We start from the raw sequence: 12497 nt of genomic DNA on the forward strand, positions 1-12497 counted from the left end.
CAAACGATTGGAAATGTGTCGGGGCCTGTTTCAGGCCCCGACACGTCATGTGCCAAGTTAATCGCGGGCCGACTGTGCCTGCTGCACTAAGTCCAGCAGAAACCCATACTCTTCAGCAACCTGCCCCAAGCGGGCAAAACGGCCTGAGCGACCACCATGCCCTGCTTCCATTGTGGTACGAAACAGGATCGGCTTATCCGAGGTATTGACGGTACGTAGCCTTGCAACCCACTTCGCCGGCTCAAAGTACTGCACCTGTGAGTCATGAAAGCCTGTTGTGATAAACAAAGCTGGGTAAGCCTGCTCGCTGACCTGATCATAAGGCGAATAGGACAGCATGTAGTCATAATAGACTTTGTCATTCGGATTGCCCCACTCATCGTACTCATTGGTGGTCAGTGGCAGGCTCTCATCCAGCATGGTGGTGACCACGTCGACAAAAGGCACATGCGCTACCAACCCCAGATACTTCTGTGGGGCCATATTGGCAACTGCTCCCATCAATAAGCCACCAGCACTGCCCCCCATCCCGATCACTGTATCCGGTGCAGCATACTTGTGCTCTACCAGATAATCGGTTACTGCAATGAAGTCAGTAAAGGTATTGATTTTATTCAATAGCTTACCATCTTCGTACCAGTGGCGGCCCATCTCCTGACCACCACGTATATGCGCTATGGCGTAGACAAAGCCGCGATCGACCAGCGACAAAATGCCAGAACGAAAGAATGGGTCCATCGAAATACCATAGGAGCCATAAGCATATTGATACAAAGGTGCTGAACCATCACGCTCAAAACCCTTGCGGTACAGCAAACTAACCGGGACTTTGACTCCATCGTCTACCGGTACCCAAACCCGTTCAGTGACGTAATTGGCCTGGTCGAAACCGCCAAGCACTACATCTTGCTTTAGCAAACGCCGCTCGCCAGTCTTCATATGGACTTCATAGACACTGGCAGGTGTGGTCAGTGAGGTATAGGTATAACGCAGCCACTGCTGGCTCTGCTCAGGGTTAACGGAAAAACCCATCACGTAACTGGGCTCATCCGACGCCAGAAACTGTTGCTGATTCATGTCTTCCCAATTGATCAGACGGATACGACGTAAGCCTTCACTGCGTTCGTTAATGACAAGGTAGTTTTCAAAAGCAATAAAGCTTTCAAGGAAGACCTGCTCATCATGGCCAATTAATTCTTGCCAGTGATTGCGATCGCCAATTTTATCGTGCGCGACAGTCATCAGGCGGTAATTGGGCGCATCCCAGTCGGTATTGATAATCCAGCGGCCATTCAGGTGGTCGACCGAGTATTTAAAATCACGCTGGCGTGGGGCTATCAGCTGAAAGTCTCCATCCGGCTTACTGGCATCCAGCACCCGCATCTCATTGGAAACCGTGCTGCTCACACCAATTACTACGAAATTACGATCGCGGGTGTTACCAACTCCCATAAAAAAGCTGTTGTCGTGTTCCTGATACACCAAAGCACGCTCATTGACCGGGCTGCCCAGTTTATGGCGGTAAACTTTGGTACTAAGCAAGGTTACAGGATCATTTTCCACCACAAACAGGTGCTGGCTATCGGCACTCCAGGCCAGAGATGATGAGAGCCCTGTCATGGTGTCGGCCAGCAAGGTGCCTGTCGTTAAATCTTTCACCCGCAGCTGATACTGACGCCGCCCGGTGGTATCTTCCATATAAGCCAGCTTTTGCTGATCGGGGCTTACCGACCAATTGGCGACCTGAAAATAATCCTGGCCTTCGGCCAAAACATTCACATCCAACAGGATCTGCTCATCACCACCTGCGACCGGCGTACGCACGTAAATTGGGTACTCTTTGCCTGTTTCAAAGCGGGTGCTGTACTGATAGTCACCCATGACAAACGGAACAGAACTGTCATCCTGCTGCAAACGTCCGATCAATTCATCGGTCAATTGCTCCACCAGGTCAGCATAAGAGGCCTGATGCGCCAGAGCATAGGCATTTTCAGCTTCCAGATAGGCAATCACTTCCGGACTGCTTCGCGAATCGTCCCGCAGCCAATAGTAGGGATCAACCCGGTCACCATGAGGTGAACTAACCGTAAAAGGCCGCGACTCGGCGACAGGAGCTCCCTTGCTATCTGCAAAAACGGCAGTAGTCAGGCTGAGCGGAATACAAAGTAAAGTGGTTAAAAGTTTCATCATGCTGTCCTTATGCTTTAGCAGCAAAAAATTATCATGCCTGCTGGCGATGCGCCACTTTTCTATCAACCTTAGGTGTAACCAGTTGTTACAGGCTGAACGCAAAAAATTTGATTCACAAATCATCAGTTTTAGGCTTTACTTAGCACAAACGACAATAAAAGAGAGTAAGGATAACAGCATGAGCCTGATGAGTGTGGATGAAGTGGCCGAGTTTCTTGGTGTGCAGAGCATACGGGTTGAACGCCTGGCACGGGAAAACCTACTGGTCACCACAGATAAAGATGAGCAAGGTAAGCCCTTGTTTAAGAAAGAAGACGTGGAGCGCTACAAAGTCCTGGCTGAGCGGCTAGGAGGTCTCTAACCCAACGTGGTGATAAGGCGGCTTACCCTTGCTGCAGCAAAAACTGCAAGCGTTGTTGGTGCTGTACCGCCTGAGCCTTTCCTTCTGGTAAGGCAAGGTACCAAAGCCAGCAAAATCCCTGATACAGCACCCTGGCAGCGGCCACTTTATCCTGCCAACACTCGGCAGATAAGCCAGCGTTGCGTTGTTGCCAATACAACTGCAGCAACCGCTCGCTTTGCACGCTATCCAAGACAAAGTTTTCCAGCACCGAAGCCAAATCCAGACTACTGTCCGCCAGTTGGGCATATTCAAAATCCAGCAACCAGATCCGCTGTTGCTGCCAGAGCAAATTGCCGGCATGCAAATCCAGATGACACAACACCAAATCCTGTGGCATCGCTTCAAATGCTTCGACGGCCTGTATGCATGCACTAAATAATGCTTCATCTGCAGCCATCCAGCTTGCTTTAGCATGGGATTTTAACTCCTGCAGATAGCGACCTGGTTGTAACACCGGGGTTTGTACTTGCAACCGGTGCAAGCGCACCAACTGGTTCGCCATGGCCGCCAACAGCGAGGTCGATAACGCCAGAGGCTTACCCTCTGGTAAGTATTGCGAAATCAGCACCTGTTGATGATTGTTCAGGCATAAAGGCGGGGGCGCCAGATCTGCAACCGCAGCGGCATGCTGACAACGCAGCTCTTGCTGACGGCATACCCCGGTGACATCCGGCGCATAGTGGCGCACCACATATTCACCGCGCTTGGTTTTCACCCAGTAACTTAAGTTGGTGCTGCCTTGCGACAGTGGCTTCATGGCTATCGGCGGGTGACTGGCAAAAAACTCCAGATGCAAGCAGAGCTGACGAATGCGTTGCTCTGCCTCATCATCGCTCAGGCCGGCTGCAGCACCTGCCCGCTGGTATGTTGTTGTTGCCGGTAATGGCTGCGCCATGCCAGGTATCCTATCACTGCCAAGAAGGTGTAGAGTACAAAGAGGCCGGTGGTGAAGTACAGGCCTTTCTGAAAATAAACATAGATACAAACCGCATCGATCACCACCCAATACAGCCAGTTTGACAACACTTTGCGCACCACCAGCAGGGTGGTCATGATGCTAAAGGTGGTGGTTTGTGCATCCAGCCAGGCAAAGTCGGCCTGGGTATAGTTGGCCATGTAATAACCCAGAACCAGACCGCTACCCGCGGCGATGCCAATCCACCCCAGATGCTGGCGCAACCCCCACTCAATCACTGGCTTTATCGCTTTAGGCTGCTGCAATTGTTGCTGCAGCTGCTGCCAGTGCACCAGCCCGTACACCGCCATAGCCGCATAATAGAGCTGCAACAGCGTTTCTGAATACAGCTGATGCTGCCACATCACGTAGGTGTAAATCAGAGTACTGACCAGCGCAGCCGGCCAGCACCACAAACTATGGCGCATGGCGAGCAGCAAGTAAGCCAGAGCAAGCAGCATGGCCACCAGCTCCAGGCTGGTCAGCAGCTGCCACTCTTGCCAAAACTGCTGCAAAGCCGCCATCATGGCCGCAGATCACCTGGGATGAACTTGCAGACAAACACCAGTTTACCGTAACGCTCAAACGACCATTTCATGCAGCGCTGCAATGCAGCCATCACCGCATCGTAATCACCAAATAGCTGGGTGCTCATGGTGTTGGTAATGATATACAGCTCCGGCTCTTGCTGCAGTTGTTCAATAAAGGCCTTAATAGGACCAATGTACTCATCGGCCAGTGGGTACTTGCTGATTTCTACGGAAAGTTTCATCATTGCCTCCTGAGTATCCTGTTTAGAATTGATAGCTTGCGGTCACACCAAAGCGGCGTGGCTCACCCCATTGCTCATAAGTATGAGGCGCGTATTCATCGCGAGGATCATTGCCAAAGTAAAAGCCACGTACGCCCCGGTCTTGATTCAATGCATTGCGCGACCAGAATGCAAATTGCCACTGCTCCAGCTGATAGTTCAAGCGCAGATTGACCAGCTCGGAGCTGGCCGAGCGGGCGTTGTGGCCATCGGAGTAATAGAAACCGCTTTTACCCTGCACACTGGCCTGCAGCGTGAGTTGCTCACTCAGGAACCAGTCACCCGCCAGCTGATAGGTAAAGCGTGGCGCATGCGCCTGATCCCGTCCGGTCATATCCAGGCCGGCCTGGGTGACATAAGGGCCTAATTTGGATTTGAGCAGCCCGGCACTCACATGCAGGGTAAAGCTCGGATGCAGCACCAGGCGGTTTTCCATCTCAATACCGTAATTGCGGCCCCGACCGGCATTATCAATAAAGCCAGCAAACTCAGGACCAAGCTCTGGATTCAGCCAGCCTTTGACCTGCATGTCATCGCGCCACATATGGAACACCGCCACCCGGGTCACCAAGCTGCCATCGATGGCCGCGCCTTTGACACCAAACTCAGCATTTACCAGGGTTTCCGGTTCAAAAGTCGCTTGTTGCAGTAAAGCTTCCAGGCCATCATCACCCGCTCTGGATAACGCTTCACCATTGACGCCGCCGACTTTATAGCCGCGTGACAACAAAGTATAAATCATGGCCTGCTCACTGGCCTGGAAGTTCAGGCTAAGCTTGCCGCCCCACATACTATGCCGCTGTTGAATCGTCAGGTTGCCATTGTCTCGGTAATCGTCTTTGTAGCGCTCCAGCCGGCCACCGATCACCAAGGTGGTCTGTTCAGAAAGCGCTGTGCTGGTTTCGCCATACACGGCCGCATTATCACGTTGCAGGTTATTATCAAAAGCACGCAGCCTGGTGCCTGAGCGACGCGTCCGCTGCAAATCCAGCTCCCGGCCACTGACATAAAACCCGAGCACCCAATCGGTGTTGTCGGCGATACGGCCCTGGTCATCCGATACCAGGCGGTAGTCCAGCGTCCATTGTTCACGGGAGCGCTGATAACGGTCAAAAGCTGAGTATTCCCAGCCTGGACGGATACCAACAAAAGCCCAGTCTTCATCAAAGCGGTAGTCCGAATCAGCCGACAGCCAGCTCAGTTGCCACATCAGATCAGCGCCGACGATGCCATGGTAATCCGAACGCAGCGCCAGCGCTTGGCTGCTTAGTTTATCTTTGCCCGGCTCATCCGATAAGGTAGTCCGGTTTCTGTCGAGCGAGAAGGCATCGTAGCCATTATTCTGTTCAATGGCATGCGCAATCAGTTGCCACTGCAGCTGGTCGCTGTGGCGATACAGCAGCCGGCCACGGATGGTCAGCTCATCGATGTCGTTGGTGTCTTTACGGTGTAAGTAGGTATTTTCGATAAAGCCATCGGAAACTTGTTTGTCTGCCGTTAGGCTAAAAGCGACTTGATCACTGATGGCATCGCTGAGCATACCGCTTAACTGCCAGCTGTTGTAATTGGCCACCGTGGCACTAAAAGCGCCATCGCGGCGAAAATCCGGCTGTTTCGAGCTTAGGTTCAGCATGCCTGCCATCGCATTGGTACCAAAGCGGGTCGCCTCCGGGCCACGAAACACTTCCAGCTGCTCGGCATGAGCGATGCTGCTAATGCCAAGGCCGGAGTAATCAATGCCATCAATCAGCACACCAACCGACGGGTTGATTACATCAATAAATTCGCTGCGCTCACCAATTCCGCGCACCTGGACAAAGCGGCCGCGCGACGCACCAGCGGCAAAGTTGATATTGGCCAGCTGGCTTAGCACATCGTCCAGATGCTGCGCTGAGCTACGTTGCATATCCTGCTCGGAAACCACTGCAATACTGCCGGCAATGGTTTGCACCGACAAACGCCGGAAGTCGCCTTGTACCTCAAGACGTTCGATGGACTCTTGCTCCGCAGTAGCAGCAAAGGAGGCGATAAGACAAGCGGCAACAACAGAATAACGACAGCGCATGATGGTCTCCGGTAAAGGGATCACCCGCGCAAAAGGAGTCAGTAACACCATCCCTCCGCCGGCATGATCCGGATCAGGTTCATGGGGTTCGCCGCTAGGCATCTCAGCACGCTTTTATCAAAAGCAATGCACCCCCTGGTAGGCGCGCAGTGTAACGATTTTCGTGCACACTGGCAATGCTGCCAGTCGATAAGCAGCACACGCAATGAGTTAGCTGACCTTGCATGAATAACAAAAACGAAAATGCACATCTATTGACTGTGAATGCAGGCACTGCCGAGAAAGTAAAAGGCGTTATTAACTGCCACGCACCGGATACACCTGCGCAACAAATAAAGGCAATAAAAGTTAAATTAAAAAAACCATTGACACCCCCCCCTAAAAATAATTTACATTGCAGCGCGATTTTAACCACTGCATCACTTAAGGATGATTTTTATGAAACAACTCAGCAGGATTGCTTTGTGCCTTCCGTTATTAATGCTTACTATTGAACACGCACCTGAAGGCAACACCTACAATCACGTGAATGAAGCAACCAGCCAACAGCTGTGGGCCTGGCGCCTTGCTATCAACACCAGTAGTGCTAGTGAGCAGGATGATTTTACTGGAGAACGTATAGGTGTTGTTGGCACTCGCCCTCCTGAGATGGCACCACCTGGCCTTTGGCCAGGTGATGGCGGTGGTGATGGCGGTGGTGTAGGTGGCGGAAGTGGTGGTGGCTCATCGCCTACCCCAACTCAGCCGCCAGCAGAAACTAAAGAAGTCTGCCTTGCTAGAGCACAAACTCAATATCATACTTGCATGCACCCTGTGCATATGCAATATATCAATGCAGTTGAAGCACAATGTCCACAGCTTGTAGATGTTCAGCTAGGTGTGAATGCTGTCGTAATTTTTGGTAGTATTACGGCTCGCGAGTTTGATACTTGCATTCACACGGCTAATGCTAGGAAGGATATGTATTTAAATGGCTGTGCTATCAACCATTCATTACAAAGAGAGAATTGTTTAAAATGAGGAAAATGCCATGAAGAAACACTATCTGTTAGTGGCAGCCATCATTGGAACAGTAATAGTTGTCCTCACTTTATTATATGGCCGGTTTGCTGCAAATGGACATGGGCATATACAACCTGAGCAAGTCTTAAGCAATCAGGCAAAATCGGAGCTGGGCGTCAATTCGTCAAGCTCAAATGCCCTGCCAGACTATGTGAATGATAATGCAGCTTCAAAATCTACACTGCAAATGCATGATACAGTTAGCAATGGTCCTGATAAAATGGCTTATGATGATAACTGGTGCATTGCTGTTACAGATTTAAACCAGCAAGACATTGCATACTTTCAGCAAGAGCTTGAAGACTGGAATATAGCCAGAGGTCGAATCATTCCCGCTATTCATGACGGCATGGGGGGGATGCATTTGCCTGATAGTAGCCAATACATTGCTCCCTATATGGAAGCTTCTTACGATGCAGTTTGGCAACAAATTAAAGACGATAATGAATTTGCTATGGTAGCAGCTTTATATCGCCAGGACTTTGATGTCGAAAGCCAACGTCAGATAGCACTCAGGTTGGTAGTAAAAGGACATACGTCAACTGCTTTATCGCACTTGGTTAGAATTGAGCTCGTCAATGCAAAAACGATGTATGAGCGTGCCAGCCAAGTTAATAAAGATGCTGAACAGCACCTATACCAAGCTATGGCGTATACAGTATATGGTATCAAGCATTCTGATCTAGACGCCGCTTTATCTTATCTAATCATAGTAAGTTCAGCTGACTTTCCTCTCGAGCTGAAACCACGTTATGCATTAGGTAAAAACAACCGACTTAATGAATTTAGCGATGAACTGGAAGCTTATATCACTAAAATACGGGCTCAAGAAAATTTGATGCTTACAACATCAGGGCAACAACCAAAAGCCGTTCAACATGATTTTGAACGCAGACTTGCTCGTCTACATCTTGAGTTTGGTAGTGAACTGAATGACCTGAAAGGTGTGTTACCCGATACAGCCAGCACCCTGTTGGAAGGTTCCGAGTGTGTGCAGCGCCAAGTGACCTTTTTTGGTGATTTGGAGCGTAGAGCGCGCTCCAGCATAAAGTAACTGCTTCTGTTGAGCTGCTGGCCACGGAAAATAGGCCAGCAGTACATACTTCTTTAATTGTGGGCAATCTTTCACTTCAGACAACTCACCGCTTTTGTCTTACAACTTTCATCCAAGCCGACTAAAATCAATCCAACTGGCTTTTTTTGCCAGGGTAAAACCTGGTGTATTAATTGGGCATTGTTTTGAAAAACTACTTGTTATCACTGATCGTACTGCTCTTTGTAAGTGCCTGTAGCAGCATTCCTTCCGCCAGCCCGGCTGGTGCACTCCCGCCTACCATTATTTTGATCTCCATCGATGGCGCCCATCCCAGCTATTTAGAGCGTTATCCCAGCCCACACCTGAATGCGCTGGCTAAGGCAGGCCTTGTGGCGGATGCGCTGCAGCCGGTGTTTCCCACGAAGACCTTTCCGAATCACTACTCGCTGGTCACCGGCCTGCATCCGGAAAATCATGGTGTGATTGATAATGGCATGTTCGATCCAGAGTTTGATGCCCAATTTACCATGCGCAACAAAGAAGAAGTGGGCAATGCCCGCTGGTGGGGTGGCGAGCCGATTTGGGTTACGGCAGAAACCCAGGGCCAGGTAGCCGCCACCTATTTCTTCCCTGGATCTGAGGCCGCCATCAAAGGCGTGCGCCCCAGCTACTGGTTTCCTTACGATGGCGATACGCCAAACCGGCAACGGGTAGAGACAGTGTTAGAATGGCTGCAACTGCCGGCAGCAGAGCGCCCGCGCATCATTACGCTGTACTTTAGCGATGTCGATTCCATGGGCCATATGCATGGCCCAAACTCGGCGCAGGTACGCCAGGCCATGCAGGGCATTGATGCTGAGATAGGCTATCTGGTGGCAGGGCTTACCGACTTGGGTTTGCTTAATCAGGTGGATCTCGTGATCACCTCGGATCATGGCATGGCCGAAGTGAACCAAGAGCAGCATATTGTCATTGATCAGGCCTTTGATCCCGATCTGGCGGTGTATGTGCGCTACTCCCGTGAACTGGTGAGTATTTTCCCCAAAGACGGGCAAAAAGAAGTGATTTACCAGCAACTCAAAGCAAACCTGCCGCCACAGGCCCGGTTGCTGCGTAAATCGGAGATGCCAGAGCGTTTTCACTTTCAAAACCACCGTCGTATCGCCCCCTTGCATGTACTGGCCGAGATTGACTGGATTTTGGTACGCCGCAGCTGGCTCCCTGGCATGATCAATGCGCCGACCTATCGTGAGCCACGCGGCAGCCATGGCTACGACAACGAAGAGCCAGCCATGCAGGGATTATTGATTGCCCATGGCCCTAGTTTCAAAAGCCAGACCCGGGTAGAGCGGGTTCGCATGGTCGATTTGTACCAGGTGATGACAGAGATTTTGGGGCTTAAGCCAGCGCCGCACGATGGCGACCCTAGCGTTGTTCCTATGCTGCTGCGCAGCGACTAGTTTCCATCCTGAAACGGCGTCCATGCCGTTTCGCAGAGTCGCCTCTAAGGACAGGCACTTACTGAAGCCCCAGATACCAGGTGGCGATGGAGAAATAAATCATCACGCCGGATACATCCGCAATCGAGGTAATAAGCGGACCGCTGGCCGTGGCCGGGTCCATGTTGAAACGGCTGAGCAGAAATGGCAGCGACATCCCGACCAGACTGCCTGCGATTACCACCAGTGTCATGGTGGCCGCCACCACCAGCGCAATATCGTAGCCGCCACGCCACCAGCCGATGGATGCCACGGCCAGTGCCATGGTTACCCCCAACAAGCTAGCAATAATGACTTCACGCCCCAGCATCCAGCCCCAGTCCTTCAGGGCCACATCGCCGGTTGCCAGAGCCCGCACCATCAGGGTTCCGGATTGAGCCCCCGCATTACCACTGCTGGCGATCAACAGCGGTAAGAAAAACAGCAACACCAAATAGCTGGAAATGGTTTCCTCGTAATAGGCGATGCCAGCCCCTGAAAACAGATTGCCAAAAACCAGCAGCACCAGCCAACCGACGCGCTTACGGTACAGCAAATTGATGGCAGCATCTTTCACGCTGCTGTCCAACTTACCGATGGTAGCGGTTTTATGGAAGTCTTCGGTGGCCTCTTCGGCCGCTACGTCCATCGCATCATCGTAGGTGACAATGCCCACCAGCTGCATGTCCTGGTTGACGATGGGCAGCGCCAATAAGTCGTATTTTGAAATCAGTACCGAGACTTCTTCCTGCGGCATATCGACCTGGCCAAAGATGGGCTCATAGGTCATCAGTTCGTGAATTTGCATGCCAACCGGCGCCAGGATCAGTTCTTTTAACGAAATGACACCAATCAAGCGCCGCTCTTTGTCTACCACATAGGATTGATAAATCGTCTCTTTATCCGGCGCTTCTTTACGCAGTACCTCAATGGCTTCCCGCACCGTCAGATCAGGGGCAAGCGAGGCATAATCGGAGGTCATCACCGCCCCGGCCGTGCCTTCTTCGTACGACGACAGCAAGCGCAGATCCTCGCGCTCGGCCTGCGCTAGAGCAGGCAGTAAGGTTTCCTGCTGCTCTTCGGTTAAGCGATTGAATAAATCAGCCCGTTCATCCGATGACATCTGCCGGATAATAGGCGAGAGTTTGCGCCGGCTGATCGAGATTGCCAGCGTGACCTGCGTTTCCGGAGGCAAGTAACCAAAGACTTCCGCCTGCTCAGCCCGTGGCAAGGTCGATAACAGCTCCCAGACCGACTGAGGTTCAAATTCACTGAAGGCAGCGGCCAGGTCAGCCGGGTGAATGTCTTCAAACTGCTCGCGCAGCTCGTACAAGGCGTCTGACTCCAGCGCCAGACGAATGGTATTTATAAGAACCGGCAGTTCCATGATGCCCCCTTACAGCGTCATTGGTATGATCTGGTAAGGGGTTGCCAGTGGGCAGAATCAGCTTACCAGACAGGTGCGATGAAAATTTGGATATGTCATCAGGCCAGGCCTGCAACTGGGTACGTCCATAGCTGGAATGTGCTCCGCACAAGGTTAATCCACACCTCTGTATTTTAGTGCCTATCCCGCGCCAGCACAACCACCAAAGGGCTGAAGTTGTTGAGCAACCTATTCTTTTTCTACCGGCACCTTGCTAAGATAGGAAAACGTTCACAAGGAGATGGCGATGGCACAGACAGAGTTGCAGGCATCCGACGCCCAACCGCTGGCGGACTGGTGGCAATCACGCCGCCTGACCGAACAAGGTTGCTGGCATATCGCCATAGGCCCCTTTTCATTGTATTTGGAGCGCACAGCCGGTGAGTGGCTGGTGAGCCACCAACGCCACAGCGATGATGAACCCCTGCACCGTGTGTTGCAGGAGCCGATCGAAGCATGCCCTGAAAGCCTGACCGTGCAACGCTACGTGTTTCAAAAAGCACCGCTGGATTTTCGGCTACAGCCTTGCCTGATGGACAGGCCCGTGGTGGTGAAAACCCGACAGCCGGTCTTAATCCCGCCAGGGGAGAGCATCGACTTTTACATCAGCACGCCTCTTTGCCTGCGTTTATTGCTCGGCAACGATACCCTACTGCAAGAATGGCCCATACTGCGTTTGTCCGATACCTGGTTTGGCCCGTCCACCCGGGTAGGGGAGCTCTGCTATGCCGCCAAAACCCATGCCCGCCATAGTCTGGACGAAGTACCACTTCGCCCGCACCGGGCCGTCACCCCCCTGACCATCAGCAATCAGAGCAAGGCCATTTTAAGTATTGATAAAGTGAGTTTACCCGTGCCTTTGCTGTCGGTATTTGCCCGCAGCGATCATACGCTCTGGACAGAAGCCGTGACGCTGGTACACCAGGCCGATCAACTACTGGCTAAACTCAAAATCGAGCGTAAACTACCTGTAGGTATTACCGCTGCGCAACGTGTGACCGAACCAAGGCAGCAGGCAGAAAAAAATGCCCTGGTGCGTGCCTTTGCCGGTATATTCAGCGACTAAGCGGA

The 12497-nt window shown here is 51.9% G+C and carries 12 protein-coding genes and 1 riboswitch; of the genes, 6 read left to right on the plus strand and 6 right to left on the minus strand.

What is annotated here, in order from left to right; translation table 11 throughout:
• Window positions 1–57: 57 nt before the first annotated feature.
• A complete protein-coding gene (locus BLW37_RS03180) occupies window positions 58–2187 on the minus strand; it encodes a S9 family peptidase (RefSeq protein ID WP_091339289.1) in 2130 nt (709 codons plus the stop codon).
• A gap of 181 nt (window positions 2188–2368) precedes the next feature.
• Here BLW37_RS03180 and BLW37_RS03185 point away from each other — a divergent pair, with 181 nt between their 5' ends.
• On the plus strand, window positions 2369–2551 hold the full coding sequence (locus tag BLW37_RS03185) for a helix-turn-helix domain-containing protein (protein WP_091339602.1): 183 nt from the start codon (window positions 2369–2371) through the stop codon (window positions 2549–2551).
• A gap of 22 nt (window positions 2552–2573) precedes the next feature.
• Here the strand turns inward: BLW37_RS03185 and BLW37_RS03190 are convergent, their stop codons facing one another.
• The 4 genes from BLW37_RS03190 to BLW37_RS03205 form a co-directional block, all read right to left on the minus strand.
• Window positions 2574–3488, minus strand: a complete 915-nt coding sequence (locus BLW37_RS03190) for a phosphotransferase (protein ID WP_091339293.1) — start codon at window positions 3486–3488, stop codon at window positions 2574–2576.
• Window positions 3428–4075: a nicotinamide riboside transporter PnuC gene (gene pnuC, locus BLW37_RS03195; protein WP_091339297.1), complete on the minus strand. Its 648-nt coding sequence runs from the start codon at window positions 4073–4075 to the stop codon at window positions 3428–3430. The genes BLW37_RS03190 and pnuC overlap by 61 nt, the downstream gene beginning before the upstream one ends.
• Entirely contained in the window at window positions 4072–4320 is a 249-nt protein-coding gene (locus BLW37_RS03200) for a hypothetical protein (protein WP_091339301.1), read from the minus strand. The genes pnuC and BLW37_RS03200 overlap by 4 nt, the downstream gene beginning before the upstream one ends.
• Before the next feature lie 22 nt (window positions 4321–4342).
• Window positions 4343–6475: a TonB-dependent receptor gene (locus BLW37_RS03205; protein WP_245785589.1), complete on the minus strand. Its 2133-nt coding sequence runs from the start codon at window positions 6473–6475 to the stop codon at window positions 4343–4345.
• Window positions 6458–6570: riboswitch (TPP riboswitch) on the minus strand. It overlaps the preceding gene by 18 nt.
• 78 nt (window positions 6571–6648) lie before the next feature.
• Here BLW37_RS03205 and BLW37_RS03210 point away from each other — a divergent pair.
• The 4 genes from BLW37_RS03210 (at window position 6649) to BLW37_RS03225 (ending at window position 9982) form a co-directional block, all read left to right on the plus strand.
• The gene (locus BLW37_RS03210) at window positions 6649–6918 is read left to right on the plus strand and encodes a hypothetical protein (protein ID WP_091339305.1); all 270 of its coding nucleotides are present in this window, start codon (window positions 6649–6651) and stop codon (window positions 6916–6918) included.
• On the plus strand, window positions 6863–7444 hold the full coding sequence (locus BLW37_RS03215; RefSeq protein ID WP_139243648.1) for a hypothetical protein: 582 nt from the start codon (window positions 6863–6865) through the stop codon (window positions 7442–7444). Before BLW37_RS03210 ends, BLW37_RS03215 begins: the two co-directional genes overlap by 56 nt.
• Window positions 7445–7454: 10 nt before the next feature.
• Window positions 7455–8540 (plus strand): hypothetical protein, encoded by a 1086-nt coding sequence (locus tag BLW37_RS03220; protein ID WP_091339311.1) that lies wholly within the window; start codon window positions 7455–7457, stop codon window positions 8538–8540.
• A gap of 185 nt (window positions 8541–8725) precedes the next feature.
• Window positions 8726–9982 carry an alkaline phosphatase family protein gene (locus tag BLW37_RS03225; protein WP_245785590.1) on the plus strand — a complete coding sequence of 419 codons (1257 nt, stop codon included), beginning with the start codon at window positions 8726–8728 and terminating at the stop codon, window positions 9980–9982.
• Between the two features lie 58 nt (window positions 9983–10040).
• On the opposite strand, the gene mgtE is transcribed toward BLW37_RS03225, so the two are convergent.
• On the minus strand, window positions 10041–11387 hold the full coding sequence (gene mgtE / locus BLW37_RS03230; RefSeq protein ID WP_091339315.1) for a magnesium transporter: 1347 nt from the start codon (window positions 11385–11387) through the stop codon (window positions 10041–10043).
• Window positions 11388–11673: 286 nt separating this feature from the next.
• Between mgtE and BLW37_RS03235 the strand changes: the two genes are divergently transcribed.
• The gene (locus tag BLW37_RS03235; protein ID WP_091339317.1) at window positions 11674–12492 is read left to right on the plus strand and encodes a hypothetical protein; all 819 of its coding nucleotides are present in this window, start codon (window positions 11674–11676) and stop codon (window positions 12490–12492) included.
• The last annotated feature ends 5 nt before the right edge of the window (window positions 12493–12497 follow it).

The organism is Alkalimonas amylolytica (genome assembly GCF_900107845.1).
In the GTDB taxonomy this organism is placed as follows: Bacteria; Pseudomonadota; Gammaproteobacteria; order Enterobacterales; family Alteromonadaceae; genus Alkalimonas; species Alkalimonas amylolytica.